The sequence below is a fragment of the Pseudomonas sp. GD04015 genome (genome assembly GCF_029837675.1).
GTDB classification, from domain to species: domain Bacteria; phylum Pseudomonadota; class Gammaproteobacteria; order Pseudomonadales; family Pseudomonadaceae; genus Aquipseudomonas; species Aquipseudomonas paralcaligenes.
The window spans coordinates 1-21,834 of the sequence record NZ_JAOEEE010000053.1 but is presented as its reverse complement, the minus strand read 5'-3'; the positions used below and the strand labels follow the sequence as shown (position 1 = coordinate 21,834).

The 21,834-nt window shown below is 69.3% G+C and carries 19 protein-coding genes; 11 read left to right on the top strand and 8 right to left on the bottom strand.

Going from position 1 to position 21,834, the window contains the following annotated elements; genetic code table 11:
• Positions 1-80: 80 nt before the first annotated feature.
• A complete protein-coding gene (locus N7640_RS24565; RefSeq protein WP_279905626.1) occupies positions 81-1,319 on the bottom strand; it encodes a TIGR03862 family flavoprotein in 1,239 nt (412 codons plus the stop codon).
• Positions 1,320-1,436: 117 nt separating this feature from the next.
• On the opposite strand from N7640_RS24565, the gene N7640_RS24560 reads away from it, so the two are divergent.
• Positions 1,437-2,570 (top strand): aminotransferase class V-fold PLP-dependent enzyme, encoded by a 1,134-nt coding sequence (locus tag N7640_RS24560; protein WP_279905627.1) that lies wholly within the window; start codon positions 1,437-1,439, stop codon positions 2,568-2,570.
• Here N7640_RS24560 and N7640_RS24555 read toward each other — a convergent pair.
• A complete protein-coding gene (locus N7640_RS24555) occupies positions 2,567-3,487 on the bottom strand; it encodes a histone deacetylase (protein WP_279905669.1) in 921 nt (306 codons plus the stop codon). The genes N7640_RS24560 and N7640_RS24555 overlap by 4 nt on opposite strands.
• Positions 3,488-3,515: 28 nt before the next feature.
• On the opposite strand from N7640_RS24555, the gene N7640_RS24550 reads away from it, so the two are divergent.
• The 4 genes from N7640_RS24550 to N7640_RS24535 are packed head-to-tail and all read left to right on the top strand — an operon-like array spanning position 3,516 to position 7,145.
• Entirely contained in the window at positions 3,516-4,070 is a 555-nt protein-coding gene (locus N7640_RS24550; protein WP_279905628.1) for a GNAT family protein, read from the top strand.
• Positions 4,060-5,667: a SagB/ThcOx family dehydrogenase gene (locus N7640_RS24545; RefSeq protein WP_279905629.1), complete on the top strand. Its 1,608-nt coding sequence runs from the start codon at positions 4,060-4,062 to the stop codon at positions 5,665-5,667. The genes N7640_RS24550 and N7640_RS24545 overlap by 11 nt, the downstream gene beginning before the upstream one ends.
• Positions 5,668-5,670: 3 nt before the next feature.
• Positions 5,671-6,540: an acyl-CoA thioesterase II gene (tesB, locus tag N7640_RS24540; RefSeq protein ID WP_220814609.1), complete on the top strand. Its 870-nt coding sequence runs from the start codon at positions 5,671-5,673 to the stop codon at positions 6,538-6,540.
• The gene (locus N7640_RS24535) at positions 6,537-7,145 is read left to right on the top strand and encodes an HAD family hydrolase (protein WP_279905631.1); all 609 of its coding nucleotides are present in this window, start codon (positions 6,537-6,539) and stop codon (positions 7,143-7,145) included. Before tesB ends, N7640_RS24535 begins: the two co-directional genes overlap by 4 nt.
• Here the strand turns inward: N7640_RS24535 and N7640_RS24530 are convergent.
• Positions 7,139-8,968, bottom strand: a complete 1,830-nt coding sequence (locus tag N7640_RS24530) for a long-chain-acyl-CoA synthetase (RefSeq protein ID WP_279905633.1) — start codon at positions 8,966-8,968, stop codon at positions 7,139-7,141. The two genes, N7640_RS24535 and N7640_RS24530, sit on opposite strands and share 7 nt — an antisense overlap.
• Before the next feature lie 153 nt (positions 8,969-9,121).
• Between N7640_RS24530 and N7640_RS24525 the strand changes: the two genes are divergently transcribed.
• Positions 9,122-10,138, top strand: a complete 1,017-nt coding sequence (locus tag N7640_RS24525) for an AraC family transcriptional regulator (RefSeq protein WP_279905635.1) — start codon at positions 9,122-9,124, stop codon at positions 10,136-10,138.
• 3 nt (positions 10,139-10,141) lie between these two features.
• Here N7640_RS24525 and N7640_RS24520 read toward each other — a convergent pair whose 3' ends face one another.
• The gene (locus tag N7640_RS24520) at positions 10,142-11,014 is read right to left on the bottom strand and encodes a neutral zinc metallopeptidase (RefSeq protein ID WP_220814606.1); all 873 of its coding nucleotides are present in this window, start codon (positions 11,012-11,014) and stop codon (positions 10,142-10,144) included.
• 68 nt (positions 11,015-11,082) lie between these two features.
• Entirely contained in the window at positions 11,083-11,514 is a 432-nt protein-coding gene (locus N7640_RS24515; protein ID WP_279905637.1) for a DUF411 domain-containing protein, read from the bottom strand.
• 128 nt (positions 11,515-11,642) lie between these two features.
• On the opposite strand from N7640_RS24515, the gene N7640_RS24510 reads away from it, so the two are divergent.
• The gene (locus N7640_RS24510; RefSeq protein WP_279905639.1) at positions 11,643-12,032 is read left to right on the top strand and encodes a DUF4345 family protein; all 390 of its coding nucleotides are present in this window, start codon (positions 11,643-11,645) and stop codon (positions 12,030-12,032) included.
• Here the strand turns inward: N7640_RS24510 and N7640_RS24505 are convergent.
• The gene (locus tag N7640_RS24505) at positions 12,018-12,653 is read right to left on the bottom strand and encodes a TetR family transcriptional regulator (RefSeq protein ID WP_220814603.1); all 636 of its coding nucleotides are present in this window, start codon (positions 12,651-12,653) and stop codon (positions 12,018-12,020) included. The two genes, N7640_RS24510 and N7640_RS24505, sit on opposite strands and share 15 nt — an antisense overlap.
• A 163-nt stretch (positions 12,654-12,816) precedes the next feature.
• On the opposite strand from N7640_RS24505, the gene N7640_RS24500 reads away from it, so the two are divergent.
• The 3 genes from N7640_RS24500 to N7640_RS24490 are packed head-to-tail and all read left to right on the top strand — an operon-like array spanning position 12,817 to position 18,540.
• Positions 12,817-13,959 carry an efflux RND transporter periplasmic adaptor subunit gene (locus N7640_RS24500; RefSeq protein WP_279905641.1) on the top strand — a complete coding sequence of 381 codons (1,143 nt, stop codon included), beginning with the start codon at positions 12,817-12,819 and terminating at the stop codon, positions 13,957-13,959.
• 10 nt (positions 13,960-13,969) lie between these two features.
• Positions 13,970-17,107, top strand: coding sequence for an efflux RND transporter permease subunit (locus N7640_RS24495; protein WP_279905642.1), 3,138 nt, complete (start codon positions 13,970-13,972; stop codon positions 17,105-17,107).
• Positions 17,104-18,540: an AdeC/AdeK/OprM family multidrug efflux complex outer membrane factor gene (locus tag N7640_RS24490; protein WP_279905643.1), complete on the top strand. Its 1,437-nt coding sequence runs from the start codon at positions 17,104-17,106 to the stop codon at positions 18,538-18,540. The genes N7640_RS24495 and N7640_RS24490 overlap by 4 nt, the downstream gene beginning before the upstream one ends.
• 172 nt (positions 18,541-18,712) lie before the next feature.
• Here the strand turns inward: N7640_RS24490 and trmA are convergent, their stop codons facing one another.
• Together trmA and N7640_RS24480 are read right to left on the bottom strand one after the other, a co-directional pair.
• Positions 18,713-19,798, bottom strand: coding sequence for a tRNA (uridine(54)-C5)-methyltransferase TrmA (trmA, locus tag N7640_RS24485; RefSeq protein WP_279905644.1), 1,086 nt, complete (start codon positions 19,796-19,798; stop codon positions 18,713-18,715).
• On the bottom strand, positions 19,795-21,093 hold the full coding sequence (locus N7640_RS24480) for an NCS2 family permease (protein WP_279905645.1): 1,299 nt from the start codon (positions 21,091-21,093) through the stop codon (positions 19,795-19,797). The genes trmA and N7640_RS24480 overlap by 4 nt, the downstream gene beginning before the upstream one ends.
• Before the next feature lie 194 nt (positions 21,094-21,287).
• On the opposite strand from N7640_RS24480, the gene N7640_RS24475 reads away from it, so the two are divergent.
• Positions 21,288-21,834 (top strand): DJ-1 family glyoxalase III (locus N7640_RS24475; protein ID WP_279906258.1); only part of this gene is annotated, 547 nt, incomplete at its 3' end.

Sequence of the window (21,834 nt, the reverse complement as noted above, 5' to 3'; positions counted from 1 at the left end):
GCGGGTGAAACCCGCGCACCCGTCACGTGGGTTTCACCCGCCCACGGATGTAGGGTGCGCCGTGCGCACCAAGGCGCTGTTCACCGCCCCCGCAACCACGCCAGCGCCCCCAGCGCGGCGGCCTTGCCGCTGGCGAAGCAGGCGGTGAGCAGGTAGCCGCCGGTGGGGGCTTCCCAGTCGAGCATTTCGCCGGCGCAGAAGGTGCCAGGCAGGGCACGCAGCATCAGGCGTTCGTCGAGCGCCGCGAAGGTCACGCCGCCGGCGCTGGAGATCGCCTCGTCCAGCGGGCGGGTGCGCACCAGTTCGATCGGCAGCGTCTTGATCGCCCGCGCCAGGCGGCTCATGTCGGTGAAGTCTTCGGTGTGGCTCAGCTCGCGCAGCAGCGCGGCCTTGGCGCCATCCAGGCCGAGCTGGCGGTGCAGATGCTTGGCCATCGAGGCCGAGCCGCGTGGCTTGCTCAGCAGCGCTTCGACCTTCTCCAGCGTGCGGTCCGGCTGCAGGTCCAGGCGCACCAGGGCGCGTCCGTCGCGCTCGATGCGCTGGCGGATGACCGCGGACAGGGCGTAGACCAGGCTGCCCTCGACCCCGTGCTCGGTCAGCACGAACTCGCCGCGGCGCGGTGCTTCTCCGTCCAGAGCCAGGGTGACGTTCTTCAGCGGCGCGCCAGCGAACTTGTCGCGCAGGTGCTCGCTCCAGCCGCCTACCTCGAAGCCGCAGTTGGCCGGGCGCAGTGGTGAAACCTCCACGCCGCGCGCCTGCAGCAGCGGCACCCAGGCGCCGTCCGAGCCGAGCCGGGCCCAGCTGCCGCCGCCGAGGGCCAGCACGCAGGCGTCGGCCGCGACCAGCCGCTCGCCCTCGGCGGTGGCGATGCGTAGCGTGCCGGCCTCGTCCCAGCCCAGCCAGCGGCTGCGGGTGTGGATCGCCACGCCGGCCTCGCGCAGGCGCCGGAGCCAGGCGCGCAGCAGCGGTGCGGCCTTCATGTCGGTGGGGAACACCCGACCCGAGGTGCCGACGAAGGTGTCGATGTCCAGGCCATGAATCCAGGCGCGCAGGGCCTCGGCGTCGAACTCCGCGAGCAGCGCGGCGATCTCGTTTTCGCGCTCGCGGTAGCGCGACAGGAACGGCGCCTTCGCCTCGGAATGGGTGATGTTCATGCCGCCGACCCCGGCCAGCAGGAACTTGCGCCCGACCGAGGGCATGGCGTCGAACAGCTCGACCCGCGCGCCGCCCGCCGCCAGCACTTCGGCGGCCATCAGCCCAGCGGGGCCGCCACCGATGACGGCGACGTGGGGAGCGGAGCGAGGGGTGGAGTCGGTCATGGCGGCGCGGGGAGCGATGGAAAGGCGACATTCTACCCGAGGCTCCGGTCGCCGGCCTTGTCATCCGCTCGGGCTTCGGGCAGGGTCTGGGCATCATCCCAGTCGAGAGCACGTGCCATGTCCGGCCTCTATCCCAGTGTCGATCCCGAGGGTCTGCTCGAATATTCGGTGGTCTACACCGACCGTTCCCTGAACCACATGTCGCAGTCCTTCCAGGGCGTGATGCGCGACATTTCCAGCACCCTGAAGCAGGTTTACAACGCCCATGCCGTGGCCGTGGTGCCCGGCAGCGGCACCTTCGGCATGGAGGCGGTGGCGCGCCAGCTGGCCACCGGGCAGAAGGCCCTGGTGTTGCGCAACGGCTGGTTCAGCTATCGCTGGACGCAGATCTTCGAGATGGGCCAGATACCCGCCGAATCCATCGTGCTCAAGGCGCGCCCGGTCGCCGAGGGCCGCCAGACGGCCTATGCGCCTGCGCCGCTGGACGAGGTGCTGGCGACCATCGCCGCGGAGCGGCCGCAGGTGGTGTTCGCGCCCCATGTGGAGACCTCGTCGGGAATGATCCTGCCCGACGACTACCTGCGCGCCGTGGCCGACGCGGTGCATGCGGTGGGTGGCCTGTTCGTGCTCGACTGCATCGCCTCCGGAACGCTCTGGGTGGATATGCAGGCCTGCGGCGTCGACGTGCTGATCAGCGCGCCACAGAAGGGCTGGAGCGCCTCGCCCTGCTGCGCCCTGGTGATGCTCGGCGAGGCCGCCCGGGAGCGCGTCGAGGCGACCCAGAGCAGCAGTTTCGCCTGTGACCTGAAGAAGTGGCTGCAGATCATGCAGGCCTACGAGCAGGGCGGCCACGCCTACCACGCGACCATGCCCAGCGACGCACTGGCGCGCTTCCGCGACGCGATGAAGGAGGCCGAGGCCACCGGCTTCGCCACGCTCGACCAGCAGCAGCGCGAGCTGGGTCGGCGCGTGCGCGAACTGCTGGCCGCCAGGGGCTTCAGGAGCGTCGCGGCGCCGGGCTTCGAGGCGCCCGGCGTGGTGGTCTGCTACACCGACGATGCGCAGATCAGGAACGGCAGCAAGTTCGCCGCCCAGGGCTTGCAGATCGCCGCCGGTGTGCCGCTGCAGTGCGACGAGCCGGCGGACTTCCAGACCTTCCGCCTCGGCCTGTTCGGCCTGGACAAGCTGGGCAATGTGGAGCGCACCGTGGCCACGTTCGAACAGGCTCTGGATAAGGTCCTGGCCGGCTAACGCAGCCCCGCCGCGCGCCACACCCGCGCGGCGCTGTGGTGGAGGATGCCGTGGCGGCGGGCGAGCAGGGCGCGGTCCTTGTCGTAGCCGCCGCCGATCAGGCCGACCACCGGGATATCGCGTTCCAGGCAGTGGCCGAACACCGTCTCGTCGCGGGCGGCGATGCCGGCGTCGGTCAGCTGCAGGTAGCCGAGGGCGTCGTCCCGGTGCACGTCCACGCCGCCGTCGTACAGCACAATGTCCGGCTGGTACAGGGCCAGCAGGTAGCCGAGGCTGTCGTTCACCACCTTGAGGTAGTCGGCGTCGCCCATGCCGATGGGTAGGCCGATGTCCCAGTCGCTGCGGGCCTTGCGCGCCGGGAAGTTCTTCTCGCAGTGCAGCGACACGGTGATGGCGTCTGGCACGTTTTCCAGCAGGCGCGCGGTGCCGTCGCCCTGGTGCACGTCGCAGTCGTACATCAGCACCCGGCCGGCGCGGCCGCTTTCCAGCAGGTAGCGGGCGACCACCGCCAGGTCGTTGAAGATGCAGAAGCCGGAGGCCTGGTCGTAGTGGGCGTGATGGGTGCCGCCGGCCAGGTGGCAGGCGATGCCGTGTTCCAGTGCCAGCTCGGCGGCCAGCAGCGAGCCTCCCACCGCGCGCACGGTGCGCCGGGCCAGCGCGGGACTCCAGGGCAGGCCGAGCCGGCGTTGCTCCTCGTGGGCCAGTTCGCCGCCGGCGAAGCGCTCGATGTAGTCCGGGCAGTGGGCCAGGGCGAGGATGTCCGGCGGGCAGGGCTCGGGGCGATGCAGCTCGGCGTCGCGCACCAGGCCGCTGTCCACCAGGTGGTCGCGCAGCAGGCGGAACTTCTCCATGGGGAAGCGATGGTTGGCCGGGAAGGGCGGGCTGTAGTCGTCGTGGTAGACCAGCGGCAGCATAATGCGTCACTCATGAAGGCGAGCCCAGTATATGACCACGACCCTGACCAGCGAGCGTCTGACCCTGCGGCCCTGGCGCGACGACGATCTCGACGCCCTGGCCGCGCTGTGCGCCGACCCCGAGGTGATGGCGCATTTCCCCGCGCCACTGGACCGCGCCGGCAGCGCCGATCTGCTGCGGCGTCTGCAGGCGCATCAGGCCGAGCACGGCTTCACCTTCTGGTGCCTGGAGCGGCGCGAGGACGGTGCCTTCGTCGGTTTCACCGGCCTGGCGCGGGTCGGCTTCGACGCGCCCTTCGTGCCGGCGGTGGAGATCGGCTGGCGCCTGGCCCGGCCCTTCTGGGGACAGGGCCATGCCCTGGAGGCTGCGCGGCGCTCTCTGGACTTCGCGTTTGACGAACTGGGGCTGGCGCAGGTGGTGTCCTTCACCGTGCCGGCCAACCGGCCTTCCTGGGGGCTGATGGAGCGCCTCGGCATGCGCCGCGATCCCGCCGACGACTTCGAGCATCCGGGCCTGCCGGCGGGTCATCCGCTGCGCCCGCACCTGCTCTACCGGCTGGGGCGGGAGGACTGGCATGGACGCTGAGCGACAGGTACGTGCCTATCACGCGCTGAGCAAGCATCGGCCGGATGCCTACGCGCCCGGCCCCGGCCAACTGGACTGGGCGATCCAGCCGGCGCCGTTCCGCCGCTATGCCGGCAGCCGTCTGGTCGAGCTGTGGCAGCGCCCGCTGGAAGAGACGCCGGGCTATGACGCGCCCTTCGCCGGCTCCATCGGCGAGCCGCGACCCGTGAGCCGCGCCAGCCTCTCGCAGCTGCTGTACGACAGCCTGGCGCTGTCCGCCTGGAAGGAGGCCGGCGGCAATCGCTGGGCGCTGCGGGTCAATCCTTCGTCTGGCAACCTGCATCCGACCGAGGCCTATCTGCTATTACCGCCGGGGGCGGTCGAGGGGCAGGGGCTGCTGGCGCATTATGCGCCAGACGTCCACGCCCTAGAGGTACGCGCCGAGTTGCCGCCGGAGCTGGGCGAGCAGTTATCCGCTGCCTTGCCGGCCGGCGGCTTTCTGCTCGGCCTGGCCAGCATTCCCTGGCGCGAGGCCTGGAAGTATGGCGAGCGCGCCTACCGCTACTACCAGCACGACCTGGGCCATGTCCTGGCCTGCCTGGCCATCGCCGCCGCCATCCAGGGCTGGCAAGTGCGACTGCTGCGCGGGGTGGCCGAGGCGCGCCTGGACGGGCTGCTGGGGCTGGATCGCCAGGGTTTCCACGTGGCTGAACAGGGTGACTGCCTGCTGTGGGTCGGCCCCGCACAGGCGCGGGAGCCCGTTCTGCCGGAGGCACTGCTGCGGGAGCTGGCGGCACTGGAGCCGAGCGGCGCGCCCAATCGTCTGTCGCGCCAGTACCGTGACTGGCCGGAGCTGGCCCGGGTGCACGCACTGTGTCGCGCTCCCGCATTGCCCCTTTGTGACTGGCAGGCGCATGCCGGCCGGAACGAGGATGCAAACCCCGGTCTGCCGCTGCGCCCGATCCTGCACCGGCGGCGCAGCGCCCAGGCCTTCGACGGTCGCACCGGCATCCAGGCCGGGCTGCTGTTCGCCTGGCTGCAACGTCTGCTGCCGGCGAACTCGCCGGTGCCCTTCGCGGTGACCGGCGAGCCGCCACGGGTCGATCTGCTGCTGTTCGTCCATCGGGTCCAGGGCCTGGAGCCCGGGCTCTACTGGCTGGCCCGTTGCGATGGCGATCCTCAGCCTGATGGCCTGCGTGCGGACTTCACCTGGCAGCGCGCGCATCCCGAGCTGCCGCTGTACCGCCTGCTGGAGGGCGATGCCCGCGGGCTGGCCGGTTTCCTCGCCTGCGGTCAGGACATTGCCAGCGACGGCTGCGTCGCCCTGGCCATGCTGGCGCGTTTCGACGCGGCGCTGGACGAGGGGGCCTGGCGCTACCCGCGGCTTTACTGGGAGTGCGGGCAGATCGGCCAGTTGCTGTACCTGGAGGCCGAGGCGGCGGGGCTGTCGGGCACCGGCATCGGCTGCTTCTTCGACGATCAGGTGCACGAATTGCTGGAACTGGCCGACAGCCGCTGGCAAAGCCTTTACCATTTCACCATCGGTCGCGCGGTATGGGATGAGCGCCTGTCCAGCGCGCCGGCCTATGACGAATTGCGTGTGCCGCCCGAGGAGTGACGAATGAGCCAAGTGCTGGATGATCTGGTAGCCCTGTTGAGCATGGAGCCGATCGAGGAAAACCTGTTCCGCGGGCGCAGCCAGGACCTGGGCTTCCGTCAGCTGTTCGGCGGCCAGGTGCTCGGCCAGAGCGTCTCCGCCGCCTGCCAGACGGTGGAGGAGGCGCGCCACGTGCACTCGCTGCACGGCTACTTCCTGCGTCCCGGCGACGCCAGCCTGCCGGTGGTGTACAGCGTCGACCGGGTGCGCGACGGCGGCAGCTTCAGCACCCGCCGGGTCACGGCGATCCAGAAGGGCCAGCCGATCTTCTTCTGCTCCGCCTCGTTCCAGGCCGACGAGGAAGGCTTCCACCACCAGTTGCAGATGCCGGACGTGCCGGGCCCCGAGGACCTGCCCTCGGAGACCGACAACGCGCGCCAGGTGGCGCACCTGATTCCCGAGCGCATGCGCGAGCGGATGGTCAGCGAGAAACCCATCGAGATCCGCCCGGTGACGCGCATCAACCCCTTCGCCCCGGAGCCCGCCGAGCCGGTCAAGTACGTGTGGTTCCGCGCCGCCGGCGAACTGCCGGCCGAGCCGCAGCTGCACAAGCTGCTGCTGGCGTATGCCAGCGACTTCAACCTGCTGACCACCTCGCTGCTGCCCCACGGCGTGTCGGTGTTCCAGAAGTTCATGCAGGTGGCCAGCCTCGACCACGCCCTGTGGTTCCACGGCGACCTGCGCATGGACGACTGGCTGCTGTACGCCATGGACAGCCCCTGGGCCGGCAATGCCCGCGGCTTCGCCCGCGCCAGCATCTTCAGCCGCGACGGCCGGCTGGTGGCGTCGTCCTGCCAGGAGGGCCTGATCCGCCAGCGCGAGGACTGGAAGTGACGGCGCGGGTCTCGCCCGCCCTGCGCCATCGGCGCCACTGGGTGTTCGACATGGACGGCACCCTGACCGTGGCCGTCCACGACTTTCCGGCCATCAAGCGGGCGCTGGGTATTCCCCAGGAGGAAGACATCCTCCATCACCTGGCCGCGCTGCCGGAAGCCGAGGCTCAGGCCAAGCACGCCTGGCTGCTGGAGCACGAGCGCGAACTGGCGATCGGCTCGGTGGCGGCGCCCGGCGCGGTGGCGCTGGTGCGGGGGCTGCACGAGCGCGGCTGCCGGCTCGGCATCCTCACCCGCAACGCCCATGAGCTGGCCCTGCTGACCCTGGCCGCCATCGGACTCGGCGACTGCTTCGACAGCGCCGATGTGGTCGGTCGCGGCGAGGCGCCGCCCAAGCCCGACCCGGCCGGCCTGCTGCACCTGGCGCAACGTTGGGCCGTGGCGCCCGACGCGCTGGTGATGGTCGGCGACTACCGTTTCGACCTGGACTGCGCCCGCGCCGCCGGCGCCCACGGGGTGCTGGTCAACCTGCCGGAGAACCCCTGGCCAGAGCTGGCCGACGGCTTCGCCCCGGACTGCCGGGCGCTGCTCGACCAGCTTCAGTAGCGATAGGCTCCACCCTGGATGGCCGCGTGCAGCGCGCCATCCACCGGCACGTAGCTGTCCGTGCCGGGCAGCCAGGCGTACAGCGGGTCGGCGCAGCGGGCGGGATCGAAGCCCTGTTCCTTGAGCGGCGCCTTCTTGTGCTTGAAGGTGCCGGTGGTCTCCATCTTCTCGCTCAGGCGCAGGAACAGCGGCACCGCGTAGTGCGGCAGCTCGCGGCGCAGTTCGGCGAGCAGGCCGCGGAAATCGAAGTCGGCCGGGGCACGGTCCAGGCGGATGCAGGCCATGCCGGCGCGGCCGTTGGTGCCGGCTATCTCCACGCCGTAGACCACCGCCTCGCCGACTCCGTCGATGCCGTCCAGCACGGCCTCCACCTCGGTGGTGGAGACGTTCTCGCCCTTCCAGCGGAAGGTGTCGCCCAGGCGGTCGACGAACTGGGCGTGACGCCAGCCCTGGTGCAGCATCAGGTCGCCGGTGTTGAACCAGGCGTCACCCGGCCGGAATACGTCGCGCAGGATGCAGCTCTCGGTCTTGGCCGGGTCGGTGTAGCCGTGGAAGGGCGTCTTCTCGGTGATCTCGCCGATCAGCAGGCCGGCCTCGCCGGGCTTCACCCGTTGCAGGCGGCCATGGGCATCGCGCATGGGTGCCTCGCTGTCGCGGTCGTAGTGGACGATGGCGTAGGGGTAGGGGGTGAAGCCCACGGTGTGGTCCAGGTTGAGCAGGTTGGTGAAGCCGATGTTGCCCTCGCTGGAGGCGTAGAACTCGACCACCTGGCGAATGCCGAAGCGCTGCTTGAAGGCGCTCCAGATGGCCGGGCGCATGCCGTTGCCGACCATGATGCGCAGCGGGTTGTCGGCGTCGTCGGGGCTGGCCGGGCGCTCCAGCAGGTAGCGGCACAGCTCGCCGACATAGCCGAAGGCGGTGGCGCCATGCTGGCGCACTTCGTCGAGGAAGCGGCTGGCGCTGAAGCGCCGCACCATGATCAGCGCCGCCTGGCCGGACAGCGCCGAGCCCCAGCACACCACCATGGCGGTGGCGTGGTAGAAGGGTAGGCTGCAGTACAGGCGGTCGTCGCGGCCGAGGCGCACGGCGCCGTGGCCGAAGATGCCGTAGCCCTTGAGGAATCGCCCGTGGTTGAACACCACCGCCTTGGGCAGGCCGGTGGTGCCGGAGGTGTAGATGTAGAAGCAAGGGTCTTCGGCCTGTACCGGGCGTGCCAGCGACGGCGCCGTATCCGGCTGTGCGGCCAGTTCGGCGGCCGGGTGGTGCCAGCCGGCCGGGGCCTGGCCCGGGTCGCGCCAGGTGGGACGGTCGGCGAAGTAGTAGCCGGCGTCCGCCGGCAGGTGCAACTGCTCACGCACCTCGTCGAAGGCTTTCCGCAGCTCCTCGCCGACCAGGGCGATGCGTGGCTTCACCAGGTTGATGCTGTGGGCCAGCACCTGGCCGCGCTGGCTGCCGTTGACCAGCGCGGCGACCACGCCGAGCTTGGCGCAGGCGACGACGCAGGCCAGCAGCTCCAGGCGGTTTTCCAGCATCAGCACGGCGCAGTCGCCCTGGGCCAGTCCGTCGGCGCGCAGGCGGTGGGCCAGGCGGTTGGCCCACTGGTCGAACTCCCGGTAGGTCAGCCGCTCGTCACCCTGGATCAGGGCGATGCCCTCGGGGTTGCCACGGGCGGCCTGTTCCACGCACTCGGCCAGGCCGCCGACAGCGTTGCCGCGGGCGCGGCTGGCGAGGCGCAGGCCATGGACGATACCGGGCAGGCCGGAGAGCAGGTAGGGCAGCCGGGACAGCAGGCGTGGCAAGGTGAGAACGGCGGACGGGTTCATGGGGAGTTTCCTGCGCTGTTGTTGTTATTGGCCCGCAATCTACGCAAGGCGACGCCGACCTGTTGATAGCCTCAGGTCGCAAGGGACTGGCAATTCGTCTCAGTGACGACGCACAATCGGCCACCTCCGCTGCCGGAAAGGGACCTGCCGATCATGCTGGATCACGCCCCGAGCGCCACGGCCTCATTATTGCTCGACCTGTACCAGAGCCTGCGCCAGCTGCAACTGGCGGAGCCGTCCGATCTCGCCGGGCTGGGCCTGGCGCCGGAGCGGCCGTTGACCCTGGAGGCGCGCATCCCGGTGGCCTGGCTGCTGCGCCTGTGGCAACTGGCAGCCGAGCGTGGCGCGCCGGCCGATATCGGCCTGCTGCTCGGCCAGCGGCGTGGCCTGGGGACGCGAGGCCCGGTAGCCAACCTGGCGGCCATGAGCGCCACCATCGGCGAGGCGCTGGACCTGTTCAGCCGACACAGCCCGGTGATGAGCGAATGCGAGAACCTGCGGGTGGAGCGCGAGGGAGAGCGGGTGCGCATCGCTTTCCTGTTCACCGCGCCGCTGGCCGATCATCCCCCGGCCTGCGAATACAGCCTGAGTTCGGCGCTGTGCTGGGGCCGGCAAATGAGTGGCGTGCGCCTGTTGCCGTTGCGGGTGGGGTTTCGCCATGCGCCTCTGGCCGCGCAGGCCAGCTACCGCAGGGTGCTCGGTTGCCCGGTGCGTTTCGGCGAGCCGCTGGACTACATCGAGATGACCGCCGCCGACCTGCAGCGACCCCTGATCGGCGGCAACGACTACCTCAAGAGCCTGTTGCAGCAGCGCGTCAGCGACATGCAGGCGCAGCTGCCGAGCCGCCACAGCCTGCGCCAGCAGGTGCTGCAACTGATCGAACTGGGTTTGATCGACGGGGCCTTCTCGGTGGAGGCGGTGGCGCGGCGCCTGGGGATCAGCCGGCAGACCCTGCACCGCCACCTGCGTGCCGAGGGCTGCAGTTTCTCCGGGCTGCTCGCCGAGGTGCGCCGCGAGCATGCGCTGCGCCGCCTGCGCCAGGCGGACTGCCGGGTGGAGCTGCTCAGCCGCGAACTGGGCTTCGCCGAACCGAGCGCCTTCTACAAGGCGTTCAAGGGCTGGTTCGGCGTGTCGCCCGGGGCCTACCGGCAAACCCCGCAGGGCGGGTGAAACCTACAGCTTGGCCGCGGCGAAGGTGTCGCAGCGCCCCGGCTGGCCGCTCTCGAAGCCGGTCTTGAACCAGCGCATGCGCTGCGCCGAGGTGCCGTGGGTGAAGGAGTCCGGCACCACGGTGCCGCGGGACTGCTTCTGCAGGCGGTCGTCGCCGATGGCGTTGGCGGCGTTCAGCGCCTCTTCCAGGTCGCCCGGCTCCAGCCAGTCCAGGCGCTGCTGGGCATGGTGCGCCCAGACGCCGGCCAGGCAGTCCGCCTGCAGCTCCTGGCGCACCAGCAGGCCGTTGTCGCCCTCCAGCCGCTGGCCGCGCTGGCGCGCCGCGTTGACCTTGGCCGAGACGCCGAGCAGGGTCTGCACGTGGTGGCCGACCTCATGAGCGATCACGTAGGCCTGGGCGAAGTCGCCGGCGGCGGAGAAGCGGGTCTCCATCTCGCGGAAGAACGACAGGTCGAGGTAGACCTGACGGTCGCCGGGGCAGTAGAAGGGACCGACCGCGGCGTCGGCGAAGCCACAGGCCGAGCGCACGCCGCCGCTGAACAGTACGAGCTTGGGGTCCTGGTACTGCTTGCCGGAGGCCTGGAACAGAGCGCGCCAGGTGTCCTCGGTGTCGCCCAGCACGGCGCGCACGAACTCGCTCTGCTGGTCGTTGGCCGCCGGGGCGCTCTGCTCCTGCACCGGGGCGCCCTGCTGCATGCCCTGGTTGACCACGTTGCCGAGGATGGTCAGCGGGTCCTGGCCCATCAGCAGGCCGACCACCACCACGATGGCGATGCCGCCCAGGCTCAGGCCCTTGCCGCCGCCGAAGCGCATGCCGCCGCTGCGGCCACGGGCGTCCACCACGTTGTCGCTGCGTCTTCCTCTTTCCCAGCGCATGGCCGCGCTCCTTCAGTCTGTCGGGAGTGATAGTGTCGCCGTCTCGGCGGGAGCGCGCCAGTCCGCGATCACTCGGCGGGATAGTCGGCCAGCACCTGCTCCTTGCCGTCCTGACCCAGGCCGATCACCTGGTAGGCGTGCTGCATGCCGGTCTCCATGCCCGGCGAGCCGTGGGGCATGCCCGGCACGGCGGCGCCGAGCAGGTCGGGACGGCCCTGCAGGGCGAGAATGTCACGGGCCGGCACGTGGCCCTCGACGAACTTGCCGTCGATCACGCCGGTATGGCAGGAGGCCAGGCGCGGCGGCACGCCGAGGCGCTGCTTGACCGCGCTCATGTTGTCCTCGACGTGGTCGTTGACCTTGATCCCGTTTTCTTCCAGGTGGCTGATCCAGGCCTTGCAGCAGCCGCAGTTGACGTCGCGGTGGACGTCCATGGTGATGGGCTCGGCGGCCTGGCTGGCGGTGGCGAACAGGAGGGCGGCGAGAGGCAGGAGACGCATGGCGGATTCCTCGGCGGAGTGGATGGGCGGCAGGATAGCGCTGCCGCTTCGACAGTCCCACATCGCGACTGTTTCCGCCTGCGACGATGCGTCCTATGCTCGCGGGACACCCTCCGAGGAGAACGCCGATGCTGCCCGCTCGCATCCTGTTGGCCGTCCAGGCCCTGCTACTGGCCGGTTTCGGCCTGGCCTACTTCATCCGTCCGCAGGAGATGGCCAACCTCAGCGGCATGCTGCTGATGGAGCCGGCCGCCGTCACCGATGTCCGCGCCTACTACGGCGGCCTGCAGCTGGGCCTGGCGGTGTGGCTGGTGCTGGCGCTGCTGCGCGCCGACCTGCTGCGCCCCGCGCTGATGCTGCTGGTGCTGCTCTACGCCAGCCTGCTGGTCGCCCGCCTGGGCGGCCTGGCGCTCGACGGCGGTGCGCAGCAGACCTTCAACCTCTACGCGATGCTGTTCGAGGGCGTTTCGGCCGGGCTGGCGTTCTGGCTGTTGCGGCGCCGCTCAGGCGCGGCGTAGGGCGTGGCTGCAGCGCAGCATGTCGAGCAGGGCGTCGACCAGCATCGGCGCCTGCTCGGCCATCGAGTCCCCGCCCGAGGCCAGCAGCCAGTTGGCCTGCAGGCCGTGGATGTAGCCGTGCAGGCAGAGGGTGGCGCGGCGGCAGTCCAGCTCGGCGGGCAACTGGCCCTTGCTGACCGCGTTGCGTAACGACTTCTCGATACGCTCGTCGCATTCGAGGTGCAGCGCCTGCATCTTCTGCCGCAGGTCGCCGAGATCGTCGGTGTACTCGCACTTGTGTTGCAGTATCTCCTGGATGCGCCGGCTCTGCGGGTCCAGTTCGACGTTGCGCAGCAGGCGCACCAGCAGCTCGCGGGTGTGCCCGAGGGGGTTGGGCTCGTCCTCGCGCTCGCTGGCCTGGGCCAGTTCCTCCAGCGGCAGATGCAGGCGCTCGAGCATGGCCTGGAACAGGTCGACCTTGTTCTGGAAGTGCCAGTAGATGGCGCCGCGGGTCACCCCCGCGCCGCTGGCGATGTCAGCCAGCGAGGTGCGCGAGACGCCGCGCTCATGGAACAGGTGTTCGGCGGCGTCGAGTATGCGCTGGCGGGTTTCTTCGGCTTCCTCTTTGGTGCGTCTGGCCATGGCGTCTGAGTAAAGATCGAGAAAAGTTACGAATGCGATGGGGTTCGCTCATTTACAAACATTCTAGTATGTAAGTATATTTGTTAGCCAGCTAAACGTTATTCCTTCCCCGCGCCCGGTCTTCTCATGACCGAGCCGTCTCCATGACATGAGGTCGATTCAGATGCAGAAGAAGCCAGCCTTCACAGCTATGGTTTCCGCCGTCGCTCTGGCTACGTTGGTGCTTACCGGCTGCCAGGAAAGCGCCCCGCCGCCCGCCGCGGAAACGCCCAGGGTGGGCGTCGTCACCCTGCAGGCCCAGCCGTATACCCTGACCACCGAGCTGCCGGGGCGCACCAGCGCCTACCGCATCGCCGAGGTGCGTCCGCAGGTCGACGGCATCATCCAGAAACGCCTGTTCGCCGAGGGCTCCGAGGTCAAGGTCGGGCAGCAGCTGTACCAGATCGACCCGTCCGTCTATCAGGCGAGCTACAAGAGCGCCCAGGCCACCCTGGCCTCGACCCAGTCGCTGGCCGAGCGCTACAAGGACCTGGTCAGCGACCAGGCGGTGAGCAAGCAGGCCTATGACGAGGCCCAGGCCGCGCGCCTGCAGGCCGAGGCGGCGCTGGAAAGGGCGCGCATCGACCTGCGCTACACCAAGGTGCTGGCACCGATTTCCGGCCGTGTCGGCCGTTCCGCCGTCACCGAGGGCGCACTGGTCAACAACGGCCAGAGCACGGCGCTGGCCACCATCCAGCAGCTCGACCCGATCTACGTGGACGTGACCCAGGCCACCAAGGACCTGCTGCGCCTGCGCCGCGACCTGGAGAGCGGCAAGCTGCAGAAGGCCGGCGAGAACGCCGCCAAGGTCAAGCTGACCCTGGAGGACGGCAGCGCCTACGCCCATGAGGGCACCCTGGAGTTCTCCGAGGTCTCGGTGGACGAGGGCACCGGTTCGGTGACCCTGCGCGCGGTGTTCCCCAACCCCGACCATCTGCTGCTGCCGGGCATGTTCGTCCACGCCCAGCTCGGCTCGGCGGTCAACCAGCAGGCCATCCTCGCCCCGCAGCAGGGCGTGACCCGCGATCCGAAGGGCCAGGCCACCGCGCTGGTGGTGGGCGAAGGCAACAAGGTGGAGCTGCGCAAGCTGCAGGCCGAGCGCACCGCTGGCAACCGCTGGCTGGTGAACGAGGGCCTGAAGCCGGGCGACAAGCTGATCACCGAGGGTCTGCAGTTCATCAAGCCGGGCGACGAAGTGATCCCTGAAGAAGCCACCAACGTCGCCGGCGACAAGCCGAAGTCGGACGACCTGGTCCAGAGCCGCTAAGGAGCGAACGATGTCGAAGTTCTTCATCGACAGGCCCATCTTCGCCTGGGTGATCGCCCTGGTGATCATGCTGGCCGGCGGCTTGTCCATCCTCAAGCTGCCCATCAACCAGTACCCGAGCATCGCGCCGCCCGCCGTCGGCATCCAGGTGTCCTACCCGGGCGCCTCGGCGCAGACCGTGCAGGACACCGTGGTGCAGGTGATCGAGCAGCAGCTCAACGGCATCGACGGCCTGCGCTACGTCAGTTCGTCGAGCAACTCCGACGGCAGCATGGAAATCACCGTGACCTTCGAGCAGGGGGTCAACCCCGACATCGCCCAGGTCCAGGTGCAGAACAAGCTGCAGCTCGCCACCCCGCTGTTGCCGCAGGAGGTCCAGCAGCAGGGCATCCGCGTGACCAAGTCGGTGCGCAACTTCCTGCTGGTGATCGGCGTGGTCTCCCGCGACGGCAGCATGACCCGCGAGGACCTGTCCAACTACATCGTCTCCAACCTGCAGGACCCGATCTCGCGGACCAAGGGTGTGGGCGACTTCCAGGTGTTCGGCGCCCAGTACGCCATGCGCATCTGGCTCGACCCGGCCAAGCTGAACAACTTCCAGCTGACCCCGGTGGACGTGCGCAGCGCCATCCAGGCGCAGAACGTGCAGATTTCCTCCGGCCAGTTCGGCGGCCTGCCGGCCGCGCCGGGCAACCAGCTCAACGCCACCATCATCGGCAAGACCCGCCTGCAGACGCCGGAGGAATTCCGCAACATCCTGCTCAAGGTCAACCGCGACGGTTCCCAGGTGCGCCTGGGCGACGTGGCCAAGGTCGAGCTGGGCGGCGAAAACTACGCGATCAACGCCCAGTACAACGGCATGCCTGCCTCCGGCCTGGCGATCAAGCTGGCCACCGGCGCCAACGCCCTCGACACCGCCAAGGCGGTGCGCGAGACCATCGCCAACCTGGAGCCGTTCTTCCCGGCGGGCATGGAAGTGGTCTTCCCCTACGACACCACGCCGGTGATCTCGGCCTCCATCGAGGGGGTGGTGCACACCCTGTTCGAGGCCATCGTGCTGGTGTTCCTGGTGATGTTCCTGTTCCTGCAGAACCTGCGGGCGACCATCATCCCCACCCTGGCGGTGCCGGTGGTGCTGCTCGGCACCTTCGGCGTGCTGTCGGCCTTCGGCTTCTCGATCAATACCCTGACCATGTTCGCCATGGTGCTGGCCATCGGCCTGCTGGTGGATGACGCCATCGTGGTGGTGGAGAACGTCGAACGGGTGATGCGCGAGGATGGGTTGTCGCCCAAGGAGGCGACGCGCAAGTCCATGGGGCAGATCCAGGGCGCCCTGATCGGTATCGCCCTGGTGCTGTCGGCGGTGTTCCTGCCGATGGCCTTCTTCGGCGGTTCCACCGGGGTGATCTACCGGCAGTTCTCCATCACCATCGTCTCGGCCATGAGCCTGTCGGTGCTGGTGGCGCTGATCTTCACCCCCGCGCTCTGCGCCACCCTGCTCAAGCCCATCGACGGCGACCACCACGAGGCCAAGCGCGGCTTCTTCGGCTGGTTCAACCGCGTCTTCGACCGTGGCAGCAACGCCTACCAGCGCGGCGTCGGCGGCATGCTCAAGCGCAAGGCGCCGTACCTGCTGCTGTACCTGGTGATCGTCGGCATCATGATCTGGATGTTCACCCGCATCCCCACCGCCTTCCTCCCCGAGGAAGACCAGGGCGTGCTGTTCGCCCAGGTGCAGACCCCGGCCGGTTCCAGCGCCGAGCGTACCCAGGCGGTGGTCGACGACATGCGCCAGTACCTGCTCGAGGACGAGGCCAGCACGGTCAAGTCGGTGTTCACCGTCACCGGCTTCAACTTCGCCGGCCGCGGCCAGAGTTCGGGCATGGCCTTCATCATGCTCAAGCCCTGGGGTGATCGCCCCGGCGAGGAGAACGGCGTGGCCGCCCTGGCGCACCGCGCACAGCAGCACTTCTTCAGCTTCCGCGACGCCATGGTGTTCGCCTTCGCCCCGCCGGCGGTGATGGAGCTGGGCAACGCCACCGGCTTCAACCTGTTCCTGCAGGACCAGGCCGGCGTCGGCCACGAAGTGCTCAACCAGGCGCGGGACAAGTTCCTGCAACTGGCCAACGAGCACCCGGTGCTCGACAGCGTGCGCGCCAACGGCCTGTACGACGAGCCGCAGTACCAGCTGCTGATCGACGACGAGCGTGCCCGGGCCCTCGGCCTGTCCCTGGCGGACATCAACAGCACCCTGTCGATCTCCTGGGGCGCCAGCTACGTCAACGACTTCATCGACCGCGGCCGGGTGAAGAAGGTGTACCTGCAGGGTGCGCCCGATTCGCGCATGAGCCCGGAAGACCTGAACAAGTGGTACGTGCGCAACGACCAGGGCCAGATGGTGCCGTTCAGCGCCTTCGCCAGCGGCGAGTGGACCTACGGCCCGCCCAAGCTGGCGCGCTACAACGGCGTGTCGGCGGTGGAGATCCTCGGCGCTCCGGCGCCCGGCTACAGCTCGGGCGACGCCATGGTCGCGGTGGAGGAAATCGCCCGGCAGATGCCGGAAGGCGTCGGCTACGCCTGGACCGGCCTGTCCTACGAGGAACGCCTGTCCGGCGCCCAGGCCCCGGCGCTGTACGCCATCTCGCTGCTGGTGGTGTTCCTCTGCCTGGCGGCGCTGTACGAGAGCTGGTCGGTGCCGTTCTCGGTGATGCTGGTGGTGCCGCTGGGGATCATCGGCGCGCTGCTGTTCACCAGCCTGCGCGGCCTGTCCAACGACGTGTTCTTCCAGGTCGGCCTGCTCACCACCATCGGCCTGTCGGCGCGCAACGCGATCCTCATCGTCGAGTTCGCCAAGGCCCAGTACGAGCAGGGCATGAGCTTGGTCGACGCGGCCATCGAGGCCTGCCGCATGCGTCTGCGGCCGATCGTGATGACCTCGCTAGCGTTCATCCTCGGCGTGCTGCCGCTGGCCATCGCCAGCGGCGCCGGCGCCGGCAGCAAGCACGCCATTGGCACCGGGGTGATCGGCGGCATGCTCAGCGCCCTGATCCTGGCGATCTTCTGGATTCCGCTGTTCTATGTGCTGGTCTGCTCGCTGTTCGAGAAGAAGCGGGCCGAGCCGGCCACCGAGAAGGAGGCCCTGCAGTGAGGCATTCCCTGTTGACCCTGGCAGTGGCCGTCGCGCTCGGCGGCTGCAGCCTGATCCCCGACTACCAGCGCCCCGCGGCGCCGGTGGCCGCTGACTGGCCACAAGGCGAGGCCTACACCGCCAGCGGCGCCGCGCAGACCGACACCGCCGCGGCGGACCTGGGCTGGCGCGAGTTCTTCCGCGACCCGGCGCTGCAACGCCTGGTGGAAGTGGCCCTGACCAACAACCGCGACCTGCGCATCGCCGCGCTGAACGTGGAGGCCTACCGCGCCCAGCACCGCATCCAGCGTTCGGAGCTGTTCCCGACCATCTCCGCCAGCGGCAGCGGTACCCGCCAGCGCCTGCCGGGCGACCTGTCGCAGACCGGCGAGGCCACCACCGGCGGCCAGTACAGCGCCACCGTCGGCACCAGCGCCTGGGAGATCGACTTCTTCGGTCGCCTGCGCAGCCTCAACGAGCAGGCCCTGGAGCAGTACTTCGCCACCGAGGAGGCGCAGCGCAGCGCGCAGATCGCCCTGGTGGCCAGCGTCGCCAACGCCTGGTTGACCCTGCAGGCCGACCAGGAACTGCTGCAGCTGACCCGCGACACCCTGGACACCTACCGCAAGAGCTACGCCCTCACCGAGCGCAGTTTCAACGTCGGGGTGGCCGATGCGCTGTCGCTGAGCCAGGCGCGCACCGCGGTGCAGAGCGCCGAGGCCAGCCTGGCCCAGTACAGCCGCCTGGTCGCCCAGGATCGCAACGCCCTGGCGATGCTGCTGGGCGGTTCGGCGGAAATCCCCGCCGGCCTGCCGCTGAACGACGACCTGCTGGCCGAGGTGCCGGCCGGGCTGCCGTCCGAACTGCTGCAGCGCCGCCCGGACCTGCGCCAGGCCGAGCACTCGCTGAAGGCGGCCAATGCCAGCATCGGCGCCGCACGCGCGGCGTTCTTCCCGTCCATCAGCCTGACCGCCAACGCCGGCACCGCCAGCAGCGAGCTGTCCGGCCTGTTCGACGGTGGCTCCGGCACCTGGCTGTTCCAGCCGCAGATCAACCTGCCGATCTTCACGGCCGGCCGGCTGCGCGCCAGCCTGGACTACGCCGAAGTGCAGAAGGACATCCAGGTGGCCCAGTACGAGAAGGCGATCCAAGTCGCTTTCCAGGAAGTGGCCGACGGCCTGGCCGCGCGTACCACCTACGAGCAGCAGCTCACCGCCCAGAGCGCCCTGGTCGATACCAGCGAGGAGTACTACCGCCTCGCCGAGCGCCGCTTCCGCACCGGGGTGGACAGCTACCTGACCGTGCTCGACGCCCAGCGCCAGCTGTTCAGCGCGCGCCAGCAGCTGATCGGCGACCGCCTCAACCAGCTCACCAGCGAGGTAAACCTGTACAAGGCCCTCGGCGGCGGCTGGAACGAGCGGACCCAGCTGGCGACGGCTCCCGCCGCTGACTGACGGTCGCTCCGAAACAAAAAAGCCCCGGCATGCCGGGGCTTTTTCGTAGGGCGGGTGAAACCCGCGAAGGGGGGATCGCGGGTTTCACCCGCCCTACGGTTGTAGGGTGCGCTGTGCGCACCGAGGACTGCCGGGGGCCCAGGTGCGCATGGCGCACCCTACAAGGTTGATTTCAGCGGCGAACCAGCAGCACGCCTGACTCCATGTGATGGGTCCACGGAAACTGGTCGAACAGCGCACAACGCTCGATACGGTGGGTATCGTTCAGCTGGGCGATGTTGGCGGCCAGGGTCTCCGGGTTGCAGGAGATGTACAGGATGCGGTCGAAGCGCCGGGTCAGCTCGCAGGTGTCCGGGTCCATGCCGGCGCGCGGTGGGTCGACGAACACGCAGCCGAAGTCGTAGGCCTTCAGGTCGATGCCGGCCAGGCGGCGGAACGGGCGCACCTCGTTGAGGGCTTGGGTCAGCTCCTCGGCGGACAGGCGCACCAGCTCGATGTTGTCGATGCCGTTGTCGGCCAGGTTGGCCAGGGCGGCATTCACCGAGGTCTTGCTGATCTCGGTGGCCAGCACCTTCCTCACCCGGGTGGACAGCGGCAGGGTGAAGTTGCCGTTGCCGCAGTACAGCTCCAGCAGGTCGTCGCCGCGCTGGCCCAGGGCGTCGTAGGCCCACTGCAGCATCTTCTGGCACACCGTGCCGTTGGGCTGGGTGAACGCGCCCTCCGGCTGGCGGTAGCGGAAGGCGCGGCCGGCCACCGTCATCTCTTCCTCGACGTAGTCCTTGCCGATCACCAGGCGCTGGCCGCGCGAACGGCCGACCAGGCTGACGTCCAGGTCCGCCGCCAGGCGCTCGGCCTCGGCCTGCCACTCAGCGTCCAGCGGGCGGTGGTAGCACAGGGTGATCAGCGCGTCGCCGGCCAGGGTGGTGAGGAACTCGGCCTGGAACAGCTTGAACGACAACGCGCGGCTCGCCTGCCAGGCGGCCTTGAGCCGGGGCATCAGCGCGTTGATGCGGGTGCTGGCGATGGGGAACTCTTCGATCAGGATCGGCGTGTGCTTGTCACCGGCCTCGAACATCGCGTAGTGGCGCTCTTCCTGCTCGCGCCACAGGCGGAACTCGGCGCGCAGCCGGTAGTGCTCGCGCGGCGAGTCGAACACCTGCGGCTCCGGCGCGGTGAAGGGCGCCAGCAGCTCGCGCAGGCGCGCGACCTTCTCGTCCAGTTGGGCGGCGTAGGCCGCGTCGTCGCGCACCTGGATCATGCGCTGGCGCCGAAGGCGAACTTGACCACGAAGATCGCGGCGAGGATCACCAGGGCCGGGTTGAGGTCGCGGAAACGGCCGGCCAGCGCCTTGATCAGCACCCAGGCGATGAAGCCGAAGGCGATGCCGTTGGCGATGGAGAAGGTCAGCGGCATGGCCAGGGCGGTGATCACCACCGGCGCGGCGACGGTGATGTCTTCCCAGTCGATCTCGGCCAGGCCGGAGGTCATCAGCACGGCGACGAACAGCAGTGCTGGCGCGGTGGCGAAGGCGGGCACGGTGCCGGCCAGCGGGGCGAAGAACAGCGCCAGCAGGAACAGCACGGCGACCACGATGGCGGTCAGGCCGGTGCGGCCGCCGGCGGCCACGCCCGAGGCGGACTCGATATAGCTGGTGGTGGTGCTGGTGCCGAGCAGCGAGCCGCCCATGGCGGCGGTGCTGTCGGCGATCAGGGCGCGGCCCATCTTCGGCAGGTGGCCGTCCTTGCTCATCAGGCCGGCGCGCTTGGCCACGCCGATCAGGGTGCCGGTGTTGTCGAACAGGTCGACGAACAGGAAGGCGAAGATCACGCTGATCATGCCCACTTCGAAAGCCCCGGCGATGTCCAGCTGGAGGAAGGTCGGCGCCAGCGACGGAGGCATCGACACCACGCCGCCGAACGGAGTCACGCCCAGGGCGATGGCGAGGGCGGTGATCGCGAGGATACCGATCATCACCGCGCCGGTCACGCGGCGGGCCTCCAGGGCGACGATCAGGAAGAAGCCGAGCACGGCCAGCAGCGGGCCAGGGGCGGTGAGGTCGCCGAGGCCGACCAGGGTAGCCGGGTTGTCCACCACCAGGCCGGCTTCCTTCAGCGCGATCAGCGCGAGGAACAGGCCGATGCCGGCGGCGATGGCCGAGCGCAGCGGCAGCGGGATGCTGTTCACGATCCACTCGCGGATGCGGAAGATCGACAGCAGGAAGAACAGGGTGGCGGAGATGAACACCGCGCCCAGCGCGGTCTGCCAGGTGTAACCCATGTGCAGCACCACGGTGTAGGTGAAGAAGGCGTTGAGGCCCATGCCGGGCGCCAGGGCGATCGGGTAGTTGGCGATCAGGCCCATCACCGCCGAGCCGATGGCCGCGGCCAGGCAGGTGGCGACGAACACGGCGCCCTTGTCCATGCCGGTTTCGCCGAGGATTGCCGGGTTGACGAACAGGATGTACGCCATGGTCAGGAAGGTGGTCAGGCCGGCGAGGATCTCGGTGCGCACGTTGGTGTCGTGCGCCTTGAGTTGGAACAGCTTTTCCAGCATGGTGGGGCTCCCGTGGGGCTGGTGCGGCAACGATTTGCGGACTGCGAAAGCAAAGCACAAAGGCTGCCAGCTCGAAGAAGAACGAGCGCAGATTCGGCCGGGTCCGGAAAAGCCGCGCACTATACCAGCTCACCCCCGAGCGGTGAATTTATGACCGGACGGACAGTATCGGTTTCGTCCGAGGGAAGAGACAGATGATCCGTCGCGCCCTGATCGCCGTCGCCGACGGCGTGGAAGACATCGAGACCATCACCCTGATCGACGTGCTGCGCCGCGCCGAGGTGGAAACCGTGGTCGCCAGCATCGAAGACCGCCGCATGTTCACCTGCGCTCGCGGCACCCGGGTGACCGCCGACGCCATGCTGGTGGACGTGCTGGCCCAGGAGTTCGACCTGATCGTGCTACCCGGTGGCCTACCGGGCGCCCAGCACCTGGCCGATCACGAGCCGCTGGCCGACAAGGTGCGCGAGCAGGCCGGGGCCGGCCGGCTGTTCGCCGCCATCTGCGCCGCCCCGGCGCTGGCCCTGCAGGGCTACGGTGTGCTCAAGCAGCGGCGCATGACCTGCTACCCGGCGCTGAGCGACCGCCTGTCCGGCTGCACCTTCGTCGACCAGCCGGTGGTGGTGGACGGTAACTGCGTCACCAGCCAGGGGCCGGCCACCGCGCTGGAGTTCGCCCTGACCCTGGTCGAGCAACTGCTCGGCAAGGCCCGGCGCAAGGCCGTGGCCGAGGCGATGCTGG